Here is a 19,574-nt window from a genome sequence, read left to right as displayed (position 1 = left end):
AAAATTATGACAAAGATAACAAAGCCAAACGAAGTAAAACGAGAATGGATTGTTTTAGACGCAGAAGGCAAACGCTTTGGTCGTCTTTTAACTGAAGTAGCAACAATTTTGAGAGGTAAAAACAAACCTTGCTTTACTCCAAATGTTGATTGTGGTGATTATGTAATTATCATCAATGCTTCAAAAGCTGTATTTACAGGTGCTAATAAAGCAGAAGATAAGCTTTATCATAGACATTCAGGATATTTTGGAAGTGTAAAAAGCGAAAAATTTGGTGATTTACTTGAAAAAAATCCTGCAAAATTATATAAATTAGCAGTTAGAGGTATGCTTCCTAAAACAAATTTGGGCAGAGCTATGCTTAAAAAATTAAAAATCTATGCGGGTAGTGAGCACCCACACACTGCACAAATTGCTAAAGAAGGAAAATAATCATGGCAACAACATACGCAACAGGTAAGAGAAAAACTGCTATCGCAAAGGTATGGGTAAAACCAGGTAGTGGTAAAATTAGTGTTAATGGTGTTGATTTAAACACTTGGCTTGGTGGACACGAGGCGATTAAGCTTAAAGTGGTTCAACCTTTACTTGTGACTAAACAAGAAACTTCAATGGATATTAAAGCAACTACTTTAGGCGGGGGCTATAGTGCTCAAGCTGAAGCTTTAAGACATGGAATTTCAAGAGCTTTAGCAGCTATGGATGCTGATTTTAGAGCCTTATTAAAACCTAAAGGACTTCTTACTAGAGATAGTAGAACTGTTGAGCGTAAAAAATATGGACGCCGCAAAGCAAGAAGAAGCCCACAATTCTCTAAACGTTAATATTTTTGGTGGGATTTTCCCACCTTTCTACAATTTTTTATAAAACTCATCCTTTTTTCTATCATTTATGTTATAATTGCAAAATTTAAATTTTTATTTTATAACACAATGAAAGGTTTTTTCTATGAAAAAAATATTCTTATGTTTAGGTTTGGCAAGTGTTTTATTTGGTGCTGATAACAATGTAAAATTTGAAATCACTCCAACTTTAAACTATAATTACTTTGAAGGTAATTTAGATATGGATAATCGTTATGCACCAGGGATTAGACTTGGTTATCATTTTGACGATTTTTGGCTTGATCAATTAGAATTTGGGTTAGAGCATTATTCTGATGTTAAATATACAAATACAAATAAAACTACAGATATTACAAGAACTTATTTGAGTGCTATTAAAGGTATTGATGTAGGTGAGAAATTTTATTTCTATGGTTTAGCAGGTGGAGGATATGAGGATTTTTCAAATGCTGCTTATGATAATAAAAGCGGTGGATTTGGACATTATGGCGCGGGTGTAAAATTCCGTCTTAGTGATTCTTTGGCTTTAAGACTTGAAACTAGAGATCAAATTAATTTCAATCATGCAAACCATAATTGGGTTTCAACTTTAGGTATTAGTTTTGGTTTTGGTGGCAAAAAGGAAAAAGCTGTAGAAGAAGTTGCTGATACTCGTGTAACTCCACAAGCAAAATGTCCTGTTGAACCAAGAGAAGGTGCTTTGTTAGATGAAAATGGTTGCGAAAAAACTATTTCTTTGGAAGGTCATTTTGGTTTTGATAAAACTACTATAAATCCAACTTTTCAAGAAAAAATCAAAGAAATTGCAAAAGTTTTAGATGAAAATGAAAGATATGATACTATTCTTGAAGGACATACAGATAATATCGGTTCAAGAGCTTATAATCAAAAGCTTTCTGAAAGACGTGCTAAAAGTGTTGCTAATGAACTTGAAAAATATGGTGTAGAAAAAAGTCGCATCAAAACAGTAGGTTATGGTCAAGATAATCCTCGCTCAAGCAATGACACTAAAGAAGGTAGAGCGGATAATAGAAGAGTGGATGCTAAATTTATTTTAAGATAATGAATAAAACTATTTTATTTGATTTAGATGGCACTTTAATTGATTCTACTGATGCTATTTTAAATTCTTTCCAAGGAGCTTTTAAAGCCCTTGGATTAACTTCTAAAAATAATGAAGAAATCAAAAATCTCATAGGTTATCCTTTAGAGCAAATGTTTAGAATGCTTTATCCAGATAAAGTAAATTTAAGTAAAGAATTTGTATTAGCTTATCGTGAAATTTATGCACAAATTTATTTAGAACAAACCACTCTTTTGCCTAAAGCAAAAGAAGCATTAGAACTTGGAAGCGAAATTGCAGATCTTGGTATAGTTACAACAAAAGGAGGTAAATTTACTCCGATTCTGCTTGATTATTTGGGAGTTAAAAAATTCTTTAAAACTTTAATTACTCTTGAAGATGTCACAAATCCAAAGCCAAGTTCCGAACCTATAATTTTAGCCTTAAAAGGACTCAATAAAACTCAAGAAAATGCCTATATGATAGGCGATACAATATTAGATATTCAAGCTGCAATTTCTGCTAATATCACTCCTTTGGCCTTAACTTGTGGCTATGGCAATGAAAATGAATTAAAAGCTCATTCTATGGTATTTTTAAATGCATATGAGGCTGTTAATTATATAGCTAGATTAAACTAATTTCAAGTTTTCGTTAAACGCCTTTTAAGAGAATTTATAGTAAATTGATAGTTAAAAAATTATAAAAATTATCAATATAAAGGAAGGTCTCAATGGGTAAAATTATGAAAACTATGGACGGAAATGAGGCTGCTGCATACGCTGCGTATGCTTTTACTGAAGTTGCTGGAATTTATCCTATTACACCTAGTTCTCCTATGGCTGATTATACCGATATGTGGGCAGCTGCAGGAAAAAAAAATCTTTTTGGAGTTCCTGTAAAAATCGTAGAAATGCAAAGTGAAGCAGGAGCTGCAGGTAGTGTGCATGGATCTTTACAAGCTGGGGCTTTGACTACAACTTATACGGCTTCTCAAGGATTACTCCTTAAAATTCCAAATATGTATAAAATAGCAGGTCAATTACTCCCCTGTGTAATCCATGTAGCAGCGCGTTCTTTGGCTGCTCAAGCTTTGTCTATCTTTGGTGATCATCAAGATATTTATGCAGCAAGACAAATTGGTTTTGCTATGCTTTGTTCGCATTCTGTGCAAGAAACCATGGACTTAGCTGGTGTAGCACATTTAGCTGCAATTAAGGGAAGAGTGCCATTTTTACATTTTTTTGATGGTTTTAGAACAAGCCATGAAATTCAAAAAGTTGAAGTAATGGATTATGCGCATTTTGATAGATTATTAGATAGAGAAGCTTTGCTTGAATTTAGAAATAATGCTTTAAATCCAGAAAATCCAAAAACACGTGGAACAGCACAAAATGATGATATTTATTTTCAAACTAGAGAAGTAAGCAATCGTTTTTACAATGCTTTACCTGATGTTGTTAATGAATATATGCAAGAAATTTCAAAAATTACAGGTAGAGAATACAAACCATTTACTTATTATGGTCACAAAGAGCCAGAGTGTGTGATTGTTGCTATGGGTTCTGTAACTCAAGCACTTGAAGAAGTGGTGGACTATCTTAATGCCAAGGGTGAAAAGGTAGGGATTTTAAAAGTTTATCTTTATCGCCCATTTAGTTTAAAATATTTCTTTGATGTTATGCCAAAATCAGTGAAAAAAATCGCGGTTTTAGATAGAACCAAAGAACCAGGAAGTCTCGGAGAACCACTTTATCTTGATGTAAAATCAGCTTTCTATGGAAGAGAAAATGCTCCTGTTATAGTGGGTGGAAGATACGGACTTTCTTCAAAGGATGTTGATCCTGCTCAAATGATAGCAGTATTTGAAAATCTTAAACTTGATAATCCAAAAGATGGCTTTACTGTAGGTATAATTGATGATGTAACTCATACTTCACTGAGTACTGGAGAGAAAATTTCACTTGGAGATGAAAGTACGATCGAATGTTTATTTTACGGACTTGGTGCTGATGGAACTGTGGGCGCAAATAAAAACTCGATTAAAATCATCGGAGATAAAACGGATTTTTACGCTCAAGCTTATTTTGCTTATGATTCTAAAAAATCAGGGGGTTATACAAGAAGCCATTTAAGATTTTCTAAAAAACCTATCCGTTCAACTTATCTTGTTTCAACTCCGCATTTTATCGCTTGTTCGGTAGCGGCTTATTTGGAAATTTATGATGTTTTAGCAGGAATTCGCAAAGGAGGAACTTTCCTTTTAAATAGTATTTGGAATGCTGAAGAAACCATAAGACAACTTCCAGATGCAGTAAAGAAAACTTTAGCTGAAAAAGAAGTAAATTTTTATATCATCAATGCAACCAAACTAGCTCGTGATATAGGTTTGGGAAATCGTACAAATACCATTATGCAATCAGCCTTTTTCAAACTTGCAAAAATCATTCCTTATGAAGACGCACAAAAATACATGAAAGAGCTTGCGTATAAATCTTATAGTAAAAAAGGCGATGCTATTGTAGAAATGAATTACAAGGCTATTGATGTGGGTGCTGATGGACTTGTAAAAGTTGAAGTGGATCCAAATTGGAAAAATTTAGAGCTTAAAGAAAAAGAACAAACCAATGCCTATAAAGGTACTGAATTTGTTGAAAAAATCGTAAAACCTATGAATGCGGCTAAGGGTGATGATTTACCTGTTTCAGCCTTTTTAGGTTATGAAGATGGAAGTTTTGAACACGGCACAACCGAATACGAAAAACGCGGTGTTGGGGTTATGGTACCAAGATGGATAGAGGCAAATTGTATCCAATGTAATCAATGTGCTTCAGTTTGTCCGCATGCTGTTATCAGGCCATTTTTGATTAATGATGAAGAAATGGCAAATGCACCTCGCGGTGTAAAAGATCATGCTTTAGAAGCTAAAGGAACCAAAGGAGAAAAATTAAGCTTTAAAATTCAAGTTTCTCCACTTGATTGTACAGGCTGTGAGCTTTGTGTTCATGAGTGTCCTACTAAAGAAAAATCTTTGGTTATGGTACCACTTCAAGAAGAGATGGATTTTGGTGAGCAAGAAAATGCGGATTATTTATTTAAAGAAATCACATACAAAGATGATATTTTAAATAAAGAAACTACAAAAGGAGCACAATTTGCCCAACCTTTATTTGAATTCCATGGAGCTTGTCCTGGATGTGGAGAAACTCCTTATATTACTTTAATTACAAGATTGTTCGGTGAAAGAATGATTGTGGCTAATGCGACAGGTTGTAGTTCTATTTATGGGGGTTCAGCTCCATCAACTCCTTATAGAAAAAGTGTGAAAAATGGACACGGTCCTGCTTGGGGAAATTCACTTTTTGAAGACAATGCTGAGTTTGGTTTGGGTATGAAAATTGCAACTGAAAATACAAGACACCGCATTGAACATATCATGAATGAAAGTATGCAAGAAGTTCCAAATGCTTTATCAGCTCTTTTTAAAGATTGGATTGCAAATAAAGACAATGGTGCTATGTCTGTGGAAATTAAAGATAAAATGATCCCTATTTTAGAGCAAAATAAAAATATTAAAGCCGTACAAGATATATTAGAGCTTAAACAGTATTTAAGTAAAAAATCTCACTGGATTTTTGGTGGTGATGGTTGGGCTTATGATATAGGCTATGGTGGACTTGATCATGTTTTAGCAAGTGGAGAAAATGTAAATATTTTAGTGCTTGATACAGAAGTTTATTCTAATACAGGCGGTCAAAGTTCAAAATCTTCTAGAACAGGAGCTGTAGCACAGTTTGCAGCAGCAGGCAAACCTATACAGAAAAAAGATCTAGGTCAAATTGCTATGACTTATGGTTATATTTTTGTAGCGCAAGTAAACTCAACGGCAAATTATACTCATCTTATCAAAGCTATCACTGCAGCTGAGGCCTATGATGGACCATCTTTGGTGATTTGTTATTCTCCTTGTATAGCTCATGGTATTAAAGGTGGGCTGGGTTACTCAGGAGAGCAAGGTGAGCTTGCTACAAAATGTGGTTATTGGCCACTTTATACCTTTGATCCTCGTTTAGAAGAGCAAGGAAAAAATCCTTTAACTCTAACAGGAAAAGAACCTGATTGGGATTTATATGAGCAATTTTTGATGAATGAAGTGCGTTATAATTCACTTAAAAAAGCAAATCCTGAACACGCTGCTGAGCTTTTTGAACGCAATAAAAAAGACGCTCAACGTCGCTATAGACAGCTTAAGCGTATCGCTATGGCTGATTATAGCAATGAGGTCGAAAGCTGATAAAATATATTTTTAGTGCTACATTGTGTTTTAGCACTTTGTTTGCACAAGATAATTTTGAAGAGTATTTTAAACTTATAGATAAAGAAAATCGTATAAATTTTAATACTCTTCAAAACCCATTTGTGAATCCTACTTTTGAAAAATTAAGACATATTAAAATTACTGCAATTATGCTTGATAAAGTAAAAATTTATGATCGATGGTATAAAAAAGGTGATATGATTGATGATGCTATAATATATGAAATAAATACTAAAGAGATTAAATTCCAATATGATAATTTAGAAATTGCAATCCAAATAAATAAAAATGATAAGATTAATATTAATTAACATTCTTTTTTGCCATTATCTTTATGCTTTAGATTGTCAAAAGCGTCTTTTTGATATCAGTATTAATGAAAAATTAAGCATACAAGAAAGTCTTGATGAGCTTGCAAAATATTGTTCTTTTAGTATTATTGTTAAAGATAAAATTGCCAAAGAAAAATTAGAAATATTGCAAAACTCTGTCAATATTCATCAAATGAGTTTAGACGAAATTTTTAATTTTTTTATCAAAGAGCATGATCTTAGCTATGATTTTGATGGTAAAATTTTAAGAATTTCAGGCATTAATACGAAGATTTTTAAGATAAGTTATATCACTTCTATCAGAGAAGGACAAAGTATAACTAAAGCGTCTGTAGACGCTAAACCAAGGCAAAGTGAATATAGCGGTAGTTTTGATGACGCAGAAGACAATATGATTAAAAGTATGGAAAAATTTGATTTTTGGCAAAATATAGAAAAAGAGATTATTGTATTATTAAAAAATTCTCATGAAGATTATGAGGCTAAAACTCCCATTATAAATCCCAATGCAGGTCTTATTATAGTAACTGGAACAAATTCTCAGTTAAAAAGTGTGAAAAATTATTTGCAAAAACTAGAAAATCGTCTTAAAAAACAAGTTATTATCGATGTTAGCATACTTGCTGTGAGTTTAAATGAAAACCATTCTAGTGGGATTAATTGGCAAAATTTTAATATAGGTTTAAATTCGCAAGTAAATAATGAAAATTCTTTTATTCAGTTTCAAAATGGGCAAGGTTTTGTTAAGAATTTGGGTTTAAGGGCGAATTTAAATTTTGATTCTATTATTAACTTTCTTTCTCAAAATGGAAAAACTAGCGTGCTTTCTAATCCAAAGCTTATGGCTTTAAATAACCAACAAGCCATTATTTCTGTAGGTGATACTATAAATTATCAAGTTAAAGAAAGTTCTAAAGGCACTGAAAATGGGACTACTGTTAGTGAAAGTTATAACAATTATTCTATTTTTGTAGGCATTTTACTCAATATCTTGCCTGAAATTTCTGATGATGGAAAAATAATGCTCAGGATTAATCCAAGCTTAAGTGATTTTAAGTATCCAGAAGATAATAAACGACAAAAAGAACCAAGAACTATTGCTCCTGATACCATACAAAAAAAGCTTTCTAGTGTTGTGCAAGTAGAGAATAATCAAACTTTAATTTTAGGTGGATTGATTTCTCACGATAAATCTAATGAGAAAAATTCTATCAATTTTCTATCAAAAATTCCAATCCTAGGTTCTTTGTTTAAAGGAGAAGTTTTAAATTCTAAAGCAACTGAAATTGTTTTTATTATCACTCCAAGTATAGTAGATAGTGTAAATGCTCCAAGTCTTAAAGATCTAGGATTTAAGCATTATGAGTAAAATTATTCCATTTAGAGAAGAAATTTTTCATCAAATCAATCAAATTTTAGAAAGCCAAAAAGCTTTTATTTTTTTATGGGGAAAAAGTGGTAGTGGTAAAAGTGTATTGTTGCAAAGATTGGCAAAAAAATATAATGTTGATTTTATTAATGAAAATTTTAAAGATCAGAGTTTCTTAAAAGAAAAAATTGAGTTTTTGATTTCACAAGGTCAGAGTTTAATCATTCTTGATGAAGTGGGAATGTATGATTACGCAATGCTAGAAAGCATCAGGATTTATAGTGATTCTATAAGTTTTGTTTTAAGTTCTCATAAAAAGTTAAATATACTTAAAAAAGAGCATTTTAAAAGTCGTTTAAGTGCTTGTTTTAAATTGAAAAATATTAGTCTTTTAGAACTTGATGATTATATTAAATTGAAATTCGGAATGAATTTTTCAAATAAATGTCTTAAGTTTTTACAAAAAATTTCTCAAGGAAATTTAAGATATATTGATAAAACTTTAAAAAGTTTTTATGAGATAAATAGTTTTTTTGATAAAAACAAAAGTCAAGAGTATATTTTAAAGCTTAGTGCTTTAGAGAATGGCTTATTAAGGTAAGATATGCAAGAAAGAATTAAAGAGCTTGAGCTTAGGTATAAATACTTTTTACTTAAAAAATATTTAAAATATTTATTATTAATTATTCTAATATCAGTAATAGCATTTTGTTTTTTTGTGCTAATGCAAAAATATAATAAGCAAAAAAATATTTATTTGCAAGCTATTGAACATAAAAAGCATTTGGAGCAAAAGATTCTTCAAGCGCAAATTTTACAAGAAAAAAATAAGATTTCTAGGGAAAAGTTATATAAAGAACTAGAAGAAGTTAAAGCGGTGCAGGAAAATACACATATTAGCAAGATAGAAATTGATTCTAAAATTTTAAATATTTCTGATTTAAAAAAATCTTTTTATCAAAATCCAAGCTATGAAAAGGCATTAAATTTAGCTAAGAAGTATTTTGATATTAAAGCTTATCAAAAGACAATATTTTGGGCTTTAAAAGCCAATGAACTTGACAAGCAAAAACAAGATTCTTGGCTGATTTTTGCTCAGGCTAAAAGAGCTTTAGGCGAAGAAAAAGAAGCTCAAAGTGCTTTAGATGCTTATATAAATTATTATGGTTTAATGGAATTAGATGGAAAGTAGAATGGATAAAATTTTTCAAGCTTATATTGATAATGAAATAAGTCTTGATGAAATTTGCACTAAATTTAATATCACTTCTTGGGATTTTTTTAAAAAATTAGCAAATTTTTGTAATTTGCATTTTGTTGATTTAGATGAAGATAATGATTTTATTTATGAAGGTATACCTTTTTCTTTACTTTTAAAATTTAAATTTCTGCTTATTAAAAACAATGACGGCTTTATGATTATTAGATCCAAACCTTGTTCTTTAGAGCTTTTAGAGCAAGTTAAGACTTTTATGATTTGTGAAAAAATCGACACTGCAATTGCCGATGAATTAAAGATAGCTAAAATTTTAAATCAAATTCGCATTCAAGAGGAGATTAAAAGATTAAGCATTAAGCTTAGACTTGAATGGCAAGAAAATCACAAAAGAGATGATCAAAGTTGCATCAGTCAAATTTTTGATTTTTTATTACATGAAATTTTATCTTTTCATGCGAGTGATATTCATATAGAAGCAAGGAATGATGATGCTTTGATTAGGTTTAGGGTTGATGGAATTTTGCGTGAATTTGCTATTTTTGAGAAGGATATTTATGAAGCTTTGGTTTTTCATGTCAAATTTTTAGCTTGTTTGAATTTAGCTGAATCAAGAAAAACGCAAGATGGAAGTTTTGAATTAGATTTTGAAAATGAAAGATATGATTTTCGTGTTTCATGTTTGCCTTTGATTTATGGCGAAAGTGTTGTTATAAGAATTTTAAAACATGATAAAGAAATTTTGGATTTGCATAAACTAAATCTTGGAGATAAAAATTTAAAAATTTTAAAAAAGATTTTACATCGTCCCAATGGAATGATTTTATTAACCGGTCCTACAGGTAGTGGTAAAAGCACAACTTTATACGCGTGTTTAAATGAGTTGAAAAGTATTGAAAAAAAGATTATCTCCGCAGAAGATCCTATAGAATATAAAATTCCTTTAGTGCAGCAAATTTTGCTTAATTCAAAAGTTGGAGTCGAGTTTAATAGTGTTTTAAGAGCAATTTTAAGGCAAGATCCTGATATTATCATGATAGGAGAAATTCGCGATGAAGAAAGTTTAGATATTGCACTTAAAGCTTCTTTAACAGGTCATTTGCTTTTAAGCACCTTGCATACTAATGATGCTTTTAGTACCATTGATAGGCTTTTGGATATGCAAGCAAAAAGTTACTTGATAGCATCGGCTTTGAGTCTTGTTATAGCACAGCGTTTGGTTAGAAAACTTTGTCCTTGGTGTAAGCAAAAAAGCAAAAAACATTATATTGAATTTGAAGGTGAATTTTTTGAACCAAAAGGATGTGAGCGTTGTCATCATAGTGGATTTTTTGGCAGAGAATTAATCGCTGAGTGCTTAGAGATCAATGAAGATTTATCTTGTGCAATTAGGGAAAATCAAGATAAAACGATTTTAATGGAGCTTGCAAAAAAATATGGCTTTCAAACTATGTTTGAACAAGGTTTAAAAAAAGCCAAAGAAGGTCTTACAAGTATAGATGAGCTTTTAAGGGTTGTAAGATGAAATTTTATGAAGTGGAATTTCTTAAAAACAATCAAAATTATACAAAAACTATAAAAGCTGAAAATTTAAATACAGCACAAGCAAAAGCCTTATCAAAGAATTGGAAAATCATTGATATAAAAGAAATTCAAAAATCTAATTTTCAGAGATTAAAAGATGAAAATTTTATACTCTTTTTTAAAGAGCTAGCTTTGTTGTGTGAAGTTGGATTAAGTGTTCAAGAAGCGATTAGAGAATTATATCTTATGCACTCTTGCAAGATTATGAAAAAAATATTAGACAATTTAATTTTAGCCCAAAATCTAAATCAAGCTTTTGAAAATGCTAATTTTGGATTAAATCGTGCGGAGTTAGCTTTGATTAAAACGGCTGAAAAGACAGGAAAAATCAGTGAAGTGTTTAGTCAAATTTCTAAACTTCGAGAAAAAAGCTTAGAGAGTCAAAAACAATTAAAAAAGGCTTTTAGATATCCTACTTTGGTTTTTTTAAGTATTATCGGAGCATTTTTGTTTTTAATGCTTTTTGTAGTGCCTAATTTTAAAGATTTATTTGAAAATTTAGGCGCGAGTTTGCCTTTTATCACGCATGTAATGTTAGAAATTTATAATTTTTTAGATGACTATGGAATTTTTTGCATATTTTTGTTTGTTATTTTTATTGTTATGCTTATTTTAGCTTATAAAAATTTTCATTCTTTTGCTTTTTCTTGCGATTTTTTATTTTTAAAAGTACCTTTGATTTCTCGTTTGATTATTTATAATCAAAATTATTATTTTTTTATGGTTTTTTCTTTGCTTTTAAAAAATGGAATTTCAATATCTAAAGCTTTTGATTTAGCTATTATAGGGCTTGAAAATAAATTTTTAATTTTTCAGTATAAAAAACTTTTTAGTTTTATAGATTCTGGTCTTGAGTTAAGTCAGGCTTTTAAAAAGATTGATATTTTTGATTCTTTGGTGTTTTCTATGCTTAGTGTTGCGATGAAAAGTGGAAGACTTGAAGTATTAAGTGAAGAAATTGCCAAATATTATCAACAAAAAAGCGAAAATTTGATGGATAGATTTTTGATTTTTTTAGAGCCTATGATGACTTTATTTGTAGCGCTTTTAGTTTTGTTTTTGGCTTTAGGTATATTTTTACCTATGTGGGAGCTTAGCTCAGGGGTCAATTTTAACTAAAATAATCCCAAGCTACTTTAATAATAGTAGCTCCTACAACGATTAAAAATAAAGTTTTTATAAACTTTCCATTAGTTTTTAACACAAGTTTTGAACCCAAATAAGCTCCTAAAACTTGTCCTACACCCATAAGCAAACCTACAGCCCATAAAAGTTCATATTGCCATAAAAATATAGCAAGAGCAATGATGTTGCTTGTGAAATTTAAAATTTTAGTATTAATGCTCGCTTTTCTCATATTAAAACCTAGTAGCATCACACAAGCAAAAATCCAAAATGAACCCGTTCCAGGCCCTAAAAATCCATCATAAAATCCTAAAGTTAAGCCACAAATTAAATGAAAAATTTTGATATTTTTTATTTTAGGTTCGCTTTCGTGTTTGCCTAAGTTGGGACGTAAGGCTGTATATAAGAAGGTAAGAGTTAAAAAGATTAAGATAATAAGCTTTAATTGCTCATCTTTTACAAAAAGAACACTATAACTTCCTATAGCTGCTCCTAAGGCTGTGAAAAAAACACCCCAAGCAAGATGAGGTAGAGTGGTGGATTTAAAATAAGTTAAAGTAGCCGTAAAAGAACCAAAGACGCTTTGGAGTTTGTTTGTTGCTAAGGATAAATGCGCAGGAATTCCACAGGCTATGAGTGCTGGTAGAGTAATAAGTCCTCCTCCACCTACAATAGAATCTATAAAACCAGCAAAAAGAGCTACAAAAAAAAGTATGAAATAATAAATCGTATTTAAGTGCTCAAAACCCATTCTTCACTCCTTAAATTTGTCAATTTCCTTACTTTGCCCTAAACGATAGAGTGCAAAGTCATATTTTATGGGATCATTTGCATCTAATTTTTTTAAATTTTGTGTGAGTTCTAAAACACTTTTATAATCATATATTTTACGCTTTAGAAGTCCTAAAGTCAAGGAAATTTTATGTGCATGTGTATCAAGTGGAATTAAAAGATCTTTGGTGTGAATTTTGGTAAAAAGTCCAAGATCAAGTTCATCTTTTCTAACCATCCATCTTAGATACATATGATAGCGTTTAAGAGGTGAAGTAGGAGTGTTTTGCCAAATTTTTCCAAAGAAAAAATCATATCCATAACTTGAATATGAATTTAAGGTTTTGATTTTTTGCATAAAAGCTAAGATGGCATCTGTGGTATTTTCTCTTTCTTGATAGGCTTGATAAAAAAGTTCGTAGAGTGAAATTTCATTTTTCAGCCTTGAAAGAGTGATAAAAATTTCTTGTATATCTTTTTCATTTTGGAAGCGGTATTTTAAATTTTTAAGTTCTTTTTTTATTTGTTTTTCTTGAAGGTTTAATAAAGAAAAATCAAGTTTCTTTAGAAAATTTACTATATTTTTAGCATTTCCATAGGCAAATAAAGCACAAATTAAGGCAATAAATTCATCATTGTGAATTTTAGCAATTTGCAAAGGATCTGGAGTTTCAAAAAGGGAATGATTGGTATTTTTTTGATTGGCTAAAAAATCGAGCTTAGCTTTAAGATGGATAAAATTTTTCATTTGATATTACTAGAGCTTAAGATTTAAGCCCTAGTAAGGTATCAAGCATTTGATCTACGGTTGAGACGATTTTTGCTGCTGCACCGTAACTTGATTGATATTGTATAAGGGCGGCTAATTCTTCATTTGTATTTACGCCACTTTTAGATTGGTACTCGCTATAAACAGAATTATAAAGAGTTTCATTGCTTGAATTGACGACATTGTTATTTTCACCATCTGAGGCTATTTTACCTGTAAGTTTGCGGTAATATTCTTCCATGGTAAGATTATCAATAGTGCCATCTTCATTATAAAAATTAACTTTTTCATATTGAAGTTGGATGATTTTATTTGCCATGTCATTGCCACTATCAACCCCATTTAAGCTTGCTCTTACTGTACTTGGATCATTTAAGATGGAATCTTTTACTTTCATGCCACTTGCATCAGTTCCGCTGAAAAAACCGCCTATACTAAACGCACCTGCGAAATTTGTGCCCTTATCTTCAATGGCTACCTTAAAACCTGATTTTGCATTGATTTGAAATAAACCATCTCCAGTTTTTGCATCGTAGCTAAAACTTGCATTGATATGATCATCAACATCATCGTTTGAATTTTTATTGTTATTATCATCTGTATTAGCATTGATTTGACGCATGATATCATTCATGGTTGTATTTACATCTATGGTGATGGTTTTGGTGAGTTTTTTATCGCCTTTATCATCATAAATGACTATATCAAAACTTCCTGGTTGTATGGTTCTGTCGTAATTAACTAAAGGAATATCTCCCTTAAGTCCAGATAGATAATCAGAAGTAACATAACTTTTCGCAGAGCTCGCATAAAGATTGTTAGTTTCATTGATCATGGTCTTAGCAAAAGTATCTAAAGAATCCATATAACCTTGGATAATTCCATCTTCATATTTTCCTTTGCTTTTGCTATAGTTTCTACCGCGTAAGTCAAGTTGAGCACCAAGCTGTCCACCGTTAATCTTTGCAGTAAGATCGCGAACTTTTTCATCAGGAGTTTCATAATAAATGCTATAAGATTTATTTTTATCATCATAATCAAGCTTTAAAGGATGAAAATTTATCCCATCTACTATACTAAAACCTTCTATACTTAGATTGTATTGATGTCCTGGATCAGTGATGGTTGTATCAAGGCGATTGTCTTGATTGATTTCATTTTTGCTTGCAACTGCACTAACTAGCTTTGAAAGGGTAAGTTCAAGTTCATCTCTTCTATCCCTAAGCTCATTTGCGTGTTCTGTTGGTAAGGCTTCTTGTCCATAAATTTGTTTATTTATAGTAGCAATTTCTTCACCGATTCTATTAATCTCATCAACTGTATTTTTAATATCATCATTTACTTTTTTTTGGATTTTATCCAAGGTTGCAAAAGTGTTATTAACGCTTTCTGTTAAGGTTTGAGAAGCTTTTACAAGGGCTATTTTTGTGGCATTTTCATTGGGGTTAGATGCAAAATCATTCCAAGCTTTGTTATAATTTTCTAAATCTTTCAAAATTCCAGTATTTTGTAAGTCTGGAAAACGCTGAGCGATTTCTTGTAAGGTTGAAGCCATATATTTAGTGTATTCTAGTTGGTTTGATGCACCTTTTAATTTATAGTAAGAATACTCATCATGCAAACGCACTATACTTTCTATAGCAGTTCCTGTGCCTACTTGAACTCCACCTGTGGTAATATACCCATTTGTAGTTTGCACTACTCTTTGGCGTGTATAAAAAGTTGCATTAGCATTTGAGATATTGTTTCCAGTTGTTGCGATTTGAACTTCACTTGCCTTTAAGCCTGTAACACCTGTGTATAATGTTCCAAAAATACCCATTATAAATCCTTATACATTGATCTTGAAAATTGACTCTGGATTTGTCTTTTTATCTCCATAAGCATTATTTGTTCCATCATTGATATCAAACATTTTATTTACTAAGCCATCAAGAAAATCTTTGACAATAAGAACAAATTTAGCATACTCTTTGTTTTTACTATGAAGGTTTTGAAGATTTTTTTTAAGTAGATCTAGTTTTTGTTTATCTTCATCATCTAAGAGTTCACTAAGCCCTTTTGTAGAGCTATTATTTAGCTCAACCAAGGCAACATCAAGTTGTTTTTTAGCTGTAATAAATTCGGCGATAAGTTTGTTTTTTTCTTCTACACTTGGCGTTACACTCTCATGTTTAGCCACTTTGATATTTTCTATATCTTCTTCGGTTAAAGCAATAAGTTTTGCTAAGATAGCATTTACTTCATCAAGTCTTTGTTTAAGCATATTTTCTCCTTTTCTCTCTCAAAAAAAGGAGAATGAAAGTTTTAGATTAAAGAGTCGGCAATCGCAGAAGCCGTAGCTTTTGTATCGATTTTATAAGTACCGTTTTTAATCTGCTCTGCGATTTTACTCGCTTTATCATTTTCCGTTTTTTGAGTATCGTTTGTTTTAGTTTCTTTATCTATTCTATTTGTATTTAATGTGGTATTTGCCACATAACTTTGTTGTATAGGATTGATCATTTCTGCCTCCTTGATCTTAGTTATAATCCTCTACAAACCATATCGACCCAAATTTAAAAAACTTAACCCCTTTCTTTTAAAAAATCGTATAATAATTTTGAAAAACCCATACCTCCACTTAAAGCTTTACTCATGGTATCGTTATACATGGAAGAGTATATTTCATCGCTGGCATCTTTTCCAAAGAGTGAATTTTGACTTTTTAAAGATACGTCTAAAACTTGCTTTAAAAAAAATGCTTCAAAAGTATCCGTTTGTTCTTTTAAGGCTTCATCTTCTTTGCTCTTTATAACTATATCATTGTCATTTATTTTGATGCTTGATTCTAAACTTCTTGCTTTGGCTGCACGATCAAGTAAAGTGCTATTCATATTATAAGTATTTAAAAAATTATCCATTTTCATTAGATGATCTCCAAATCCGCGTTAATTGCACCTGCGCGCTTTAAATTTTCCATAATAGCGATAATGTCATTTGGGGTTGCTCCAAGCTTGTTAAGCATTCTAGCTATATTTGCAACTGTACTTTTTGCATTGTTGATTCTTAAGGTATTTGAACTTGGATCTACAAAACCACCATCTTTCATATCGATTTCATTTTGATTAGCTACTGCGTTATTGTTTGGATCTATTTTTATAGTGATATCTTTATGAGTGATTAAAACAGGTTCTACCTCTACATCAACTCCAGCAATCACTGTTCCTGTTCTTTCATCGATGATAACTTTGCTTTGTGGTTTATAAGCTATATCTTGTTCTAAAACTCTTGCCATAAAATCAACATTTGAAAGATCTTCAGGTTTTTTGAGTTTTACTGTGCGAGAGTCGATGGCTTTAGCTACTTCTTCGCCAAAGACAGTATTTAAAACTCTTTCTATATCGTTTGCGGTTTTAAAATCCGCTACTTTTAAACTTAAGGTTAGATCATTGTTTTGGCTAAAATTTTGTGGAATTTCTCTTTCTACATTAGCTCCGCCCATTACAGTTGCAGCAGTTGAGTGAGAACCTGTTCCTCCTGGTCTAGGTGTTAAACCTCCTGTTGAGATAGAGCCTTGTGCTATAGCATAAATTTCACCATCAATCCCACGAAGTGCAGTCAGTAAAAGTGTTCCACCTTGTAAAGATTTTGCATCACCCATAGATGAAACGGTAATATCAAGTTTATCTCCGCTTTTTGCAAAGGCTGGAAGTTTGGCTGTAACCATAACAGCTGCGGTATTTTTTGATTTGATATCATTAGGATCTACTTTGATATTCATACCTTGCAAAAGGTTTGAGATAGATTGTAGTGTAAATTTAGAGCTTGTTCCATCGCCGCTTCCATTAAGCCCTACAACAAGTCCATAACCTATAAGTTGGTTATCTCTTACACCTACAGTATTTGCTACATCCTTGATTTGCACTGCAAAAATGCTTGTCATAAAGAGTAAAAATATCGTTAAAACTCTCATGGATTCTTCCTTTAATCTATTGTTGATGATAGATCAAGCAAAAAGTGTTCCAAGTGAGTTAAGAAGAGTAAAAACTTAAGCTAGTTGATCCAAATTTCTTTTCTTTAACTTTTTGAAAATTTTGGATTTTTTCGGGAGTTTTTATGGTTGAGTGGTATTCAAAAATGATTAAATTTAAAGTCTTTAAATCTAAATTTTCTAAAAAATGATAAATTTTTTCATAAATATCACTAAAACCTTCTCTGATATCAAAAGGTGGGTCAAGATATAAGATGATTTCATTTTTTGAATTTTCTATGAGTTTAGGTAAAATTTCAAAAGTATTTGCATGGATCACTTCTAAATTTGGATCTATGTTTTTAGCATTTTCTAAAGCAATTTTATAAGCTTTTATATCAAGTTCTATAGCATAAGCTTTTAAAGCATAATTACTTAGTGCTTCAGCCGCTATTAAAGCACTTCCGCCAAAGGCTTCAATGAAAATTTTACTTCTTAAATCTTCTCTTATTACATTAAAAACACAACTTTTGACTATGCTTTTAGTACTTCTTGTTGTTGTAAGACTAGGTAAAAGTAGTTTTTTCCCTTTGTATTTACCACTTTCTATATTTGTATAAAGCTTTGTTTCTTTAGTTTTTTTTGTTTTTTCTTTAGGAGGTTTAATTTCTTGTTTTTGAAGAAATTTTTTTCTTTTTTCATTGTGATTAAAAAAGTCTTTAACGCTTATAAATTCATCATTCATCATTAAGTGCTTTTACGAGTTTGTTTTTAAGATCTTTTATGGCAAGATCGATTTTATTTTCATAATCTTTTTTAAATTCCAAAGCAATAGCGTCAATTTTTTCTTCAAGCAGTCTTTTTTGTTCAAGTGCAAGTTGCAAAGCTGCTGCTTTTAAGGCATTGTCAAATTCATTTAAAGACTCAAACAAGGTTTCTTTGCTAAATGGTATGCTTAAAAATGGAGAGTTTTTAGAGATGATAAATAAGGGTTTTGCGGTATGAATTTTTTCATCGCTAATGATGAAATCACAATTTTTTTTCATTACCAAATGATCTTTTAAAAAAAGTTCTAAAGTTTTTTCTATGATGAGATCTTTGCATTCTAAAGAGATTTTCATATCAAACTAACCTTTAAAGTGTGATTTTTTAATGATGGAGCTTGTATGCCTTCGATAAGGGCTAAAAACTCAAAACGGCTCAAAATATAAAAGTCTTCAAATTCCCTTCCACTTGTTTGCATAAGTTTTTTAGCACAAGTATCAAAAAGATAAAAATCTTTTTCTTCTTTTACTACCATAAAATCAGCCCCGCTATCATAAGCGTCCAAAACAATATCTGCGGCTATTTTATAGCTTAGCGTAGGATTTAGATTAAGCAAGCTAAAGCCATTATTTTTTATACTGTTTTCATAGGAAATAAATTTAGCCTTAAGTTTGGATTTTAAGGTATCGCAAGCATTAAAACCATAAAAAGCTATATTGAAATCTTTAAAATTATGTTTAATTTCTTTAAGTTCTTTGATCTCATTATCAAAAGCATTGGTTTTAGGTAAATCAAAGTGTAAAATATTTTTATCAAAAAGCCCTAAATTTAAAATTTCATTTTGTAGGTTTTTGATCGTTGTTTCTAAAATTTCATTTTTGCTTTCAAGATGATAAAAAATACCCTTTTCTTTATCTGCTAGAGTTTTTAAAATTTCTATCTTTTTTTCAGGATATTTTTCTATCATTTTTGAAGCCAAATAAAACACTCCATCGCCCATATATTCAGGAAGATAGTCTAAAATTTCACTTGCATAATATAAATAATCATATTTTGCATAAAGTTTTTTATCCTCTTCATCACCAAATTTTTCAAGATATTTGTATTTGTCTAAAAAATCATTTTTATCGATGATAAGATCTTTAATGGCTCTTTTTGTGCTTAAAGGCTCGATACAAAGACTAAAATCAAATTCTTTTGCTATTTTTTCTAAAGGTGTAAAAAGTGGTATGATTTGCTTATTTACAACTATGTAAGTATCTTCATCTTTATCAAAATCAAAATAAATATCATCATCTTGAACTTGCAAAAGCAGATCATAAAAACTTGCAAAATTTTCATAATTATCATAAATATAAGGTTTATAATAAGCCTCATAATCCTTGGTTTTATCAAATCTAAAAATTCTTAATTCTAATTTTTTCATGGTTTTTCCTTAAATATTTTTATATTATATAAAATTATT

At 30.7% G+C, this 19,574-nt stretch carries 21 protein-coding genes; 11 read left to right on the top strand and 10 right to left on the bottom strand.

Annotated features, from left to right (window positions below; translation table 11 throughout):
- Positions 1-6 precede the first annotated feature (6 nt).
- The 11 genes from rplM to FBF11_RS07085 all read left to right on the top strand — a co-directional run bounded on the left by rplM (position 7) and on the right by FBF11_RS07085 (position 11,846).
- Positions 7-432, top strand: coding sequence for a 50S ribosomal protein L13 (rplM, locus tag FBF11_RS07135; RefSeq protein WP_002779321.1), 426 nt, complete (start codon positions 7-9; stop codon positions 430-432).
- A 2-nt stretch (positions 433-434) separates the two neighbouring features.
- On the top strand, positions 435-824 hold the full coding sequence (gene rpsI, locus FBF11_RS07130) for a 30S ribosomal protein S9 (RefSeq protein ID WP_002851459.1): 390 nt from the start codon (positions 435-437) through the stop codon (positions 822-824).
- 124 nt (positions 825-948) lie between these two features.
- The gene (gene cadF, locus FBF11_RS07125) at positions 949-1,908 is read left to right on the top strand and encodes a fibronectin-binding outer membrane protein CadF (RefSeq protein ID WP_057096945.1); all 960 of its coding nucleotides are present in this window, start codon (positions 949-951) and stop codon (positions 1,906-1,908) included.
- Complete coding sequence (locus FBF11_RS07120; protein ID WP_002851542.1) at positions 1,908-2,549, top strand: HAD family hydrolase; 642 nt, start codon at positions 1,908-1,910, stop codon at positions 2,547-2,549. Before cadF ends, FBF11_RS07120 begins: the two co-directional genes overlap by 1 nt.
- A 92-nt stretch (positions 2,550-2,641) precedes the next feature.
- On the top strand, positions 2,642-6,202 hold the full coding sequence (gene nifJ, locus FBF11_RS07115; RefSeq protein ID WP_002868227.1) for a pyruvate:ferredoxin (flavodoxin) oxidoreductase: 3,561 nt from the start codon (positions 2,642-2,644) through the stop codon (positions 6,200-6,202).
- Between the two features lie 23 nt (positions 6,203-6,225).
- Positions 6,226-6,537: a hypothetical protein gene (locus FBF11_RS07110; RefSeq protein WP_002855438.1), complete on the top strand. Its 312-nt coding sequence runs from the start codon at positions 6,226-6,228 to the stop codon at positions 6,535-6,537.
- Positions 6,515-7,927 (top strand): pilus (MSHA type) biogenesis protein MshL, encoded by a 1,413-nt coding sequence (gene mshL / locus FBF11_RS07105; RefSeq protein ID WP_002856543.1) that lies wholly within the window; start codon positions 6,515-6,517, stop codon positions 7,925-7,927. The genes FBF11_RS07110 and mshL overlap by 23 nt, the downstream gene beginning before the upstream one ends.
- Positions 7,920-8,528, top strand: coding sequence for an ATP-binding protein (locus tag FBF11_RS07100; RefSeq protein WP_002851464.1), 609 nt, complete (start codon positions 7,920-7,922; stop codon positions 8,526-8,528). The genes mshL and FBF11_RS07100 overlap by 8 nt, the downstream gene beginning before the upstream one ends.
- A 3-nt stretch (positions 8,529-8,531) precedes the next feature.
- A complete protein-coding gene (locus tag FBF11_RS07095; RefSeq protein ID WP_002851370.1) occupies positions 8,532-9,119 on the top strand; it encodes a membrane protein in 588 nt (195 codons plus the stop codon).
- Positions 9,109-10,668 (top strand): GspE/PulE family protein, encoded by a 1,560-nt coding sequence (locus FBF11_RS07090; RefSeq protein WP_032597243.1) that lies wholly within the window; start codon positions 9,109-9,111, stop codon positions 10,666-10,668. The genes FBF11_RS07095 and FBF11_RS07090 overlap by 11 nt, the downstream gene beginning before the upstream one ends.
- Positions 10,665-11,846 carry a type II secretion system F family protein gene (locus FBF11_RS07085; RefSeq protein ID WP_002868229.1) on the top strand — a complete coding sequence of 394 codons (1,182 nt, stop codon included), beginning with the start codon at positions 10,665-10,667 and terminating at the stop codon, positions 11,844-11,846. The genes FBF11_RS07090 and FBF11_RS07085 overlap by 4 nt, the downstream gene beginning before the upstream one ends.
- Here the strand turns inward: FBF11_RS07085 and FBF11_RS07080 are convergent.
- From FBF11_RS07080 to FBF11_RS07035, 10 genes are all read right to left on the bottom strand, one after another.
- Entirely contained in the window at positions 11,839-12,603 is a 765-nt protein-coding gene (locus FBF11_RS07080; RefSeq protein WP_002855821.1) for a TSUP family transporter, read from the bottom strand. The two genes, FBF11_RS07085 and FBF11_RS07080, sit on opposite strands and share 8 nt — an antisense overlap.
- Before the next feature lie 3 nt (positions 12,604-12,606).
- Positions 12,607-13,371 carry a TIGR02757 family protein gene (locus FBF11_RS07075; protein WP_002868230.1) on the bottom strand — a complete coding sequence of 255 codons (765 nt, stop codon included), beginning with the start codon at positions 13,369-13,371 and terminating at the stop codon, positions 12,607-12,609.
- A gap of 16 nt (positions 13,372-13,387) precedes the next feature.
- Positions 13,388-15,214, bottom strand: a complete 1,827-nt coding sequence (gene flgK / locus FBF11_RS07070) for a flagellar hook-associated protein FlgK (RefSeq protein ID WP_057096946.1) — start codon at positions 15,212-15,214, stop codon at positions 13,388-13,390.
- A gap of 9 nt (positions 15,215-15,223) precedes the next feature.
- Positions 15,224-15,658: a flagellar protein FlgN gene (locus FBF11_RS07065; RefSeq protein ID WP_002779263.1), complete on the bottom strand. Its 435-nt coding sequence runs from the start codon at positions 15,656-15,658 to the stop codon at positions 15,224-15,226.
- Positions 15,659-15,699: 41 nt separating this feature from the next.
- On the bottom strand, positions 15,700-15,897 hold the full coding sequence (flgM, locus tag FBF11_RS07060) for a flagellar biosynthesis anti-sigma factor FlgM (RefSeq protein ID WP_002855791.1): 198 nt from the start codon (positions 15,895-15,897) through the stop codon (positions 15,700-15,702).
- A 62-nt stretch (positions 15,898-15,959) separates the two neighbouring features.
- Entirely contained in the window at positions 15,960-16,301 is a 342-nt protein-coding gene (locus tag FBF11_RS07055) for a hypothetical protein (RefSeq protein ID WP_057042188.1), read from the bottom strand.
- Complete coding sequence (locus FBF11_RS07050; RefSeq protein ID WP_002868233.1) at positions 16,301-17,347, bottom strand: flagellar basal body P-ring protein FlgI; 1,047 nt, start codon at positions 17,345-17,347, stop codon at positions 16,301-16,303. The genes FBF11_RS07055 and FBF11_RS07050 overlap by 1 nt, the downstream gene beginning before the upstream one ends.
- 58 nt (positions 17,348-17,405) lie before the next feature.
- Positions 17,406-18,089 carry an RsmD family RNA methyltransferase gene (locus FBF11_RS07045; RefSeq protein WP_002851338.1) on the bottom strand — a complete coding sequence of 228 codons (684 nt, stop codon included), beginning with the start codon at positions 18,087-18,089 and terminating at the stop codon, positions 17,406-17,408.
- Complete coding sequence (locus FBF11_RS07040; RefSeq protein WP_002851272.1) at positions 18,082-18,465, bottom strand: hypothetical protein; 384 nt, start codon at positions 18,463-18,465, stop codon at positions 18,082-18,084. The genes FBF11_RS07045 and FBF11_RS07040 overlap by 8 nt, the downstream gene beginning before the upstream one ends.
- Positions 18,462-19,535, bottom strand: coding sequence for a DUF5644 domain-containing protein (locus FBF11_RS07035; RefSeq protein ID WP_002872345.1), 1,074 nt, complete (start codon positions 19,533-19,535; stop codon positions 18,462-18,464). The genes FBF11_RS07040 and FBF11_RS07035 overlap by 4 nt, the downstream gene beginning before the upstream one ends.
- Positions 19,536-19,574 lie beyond the last annotated feature (39 nt).

Origin of the sequence: Campylobacter sp. CFSAN093224 (assembly GCF_012897395.1) — a bacterium.
Lineage (GTDB): Bacteria > Campylobacterota > Campylobacteria > Campylobacterales > Campylobacteraceae > Campylobacter_D > Campylobacter_D jejuni.
This window is presented reverse-complemented; position numbering and strand designations above follow the sequence as displayed.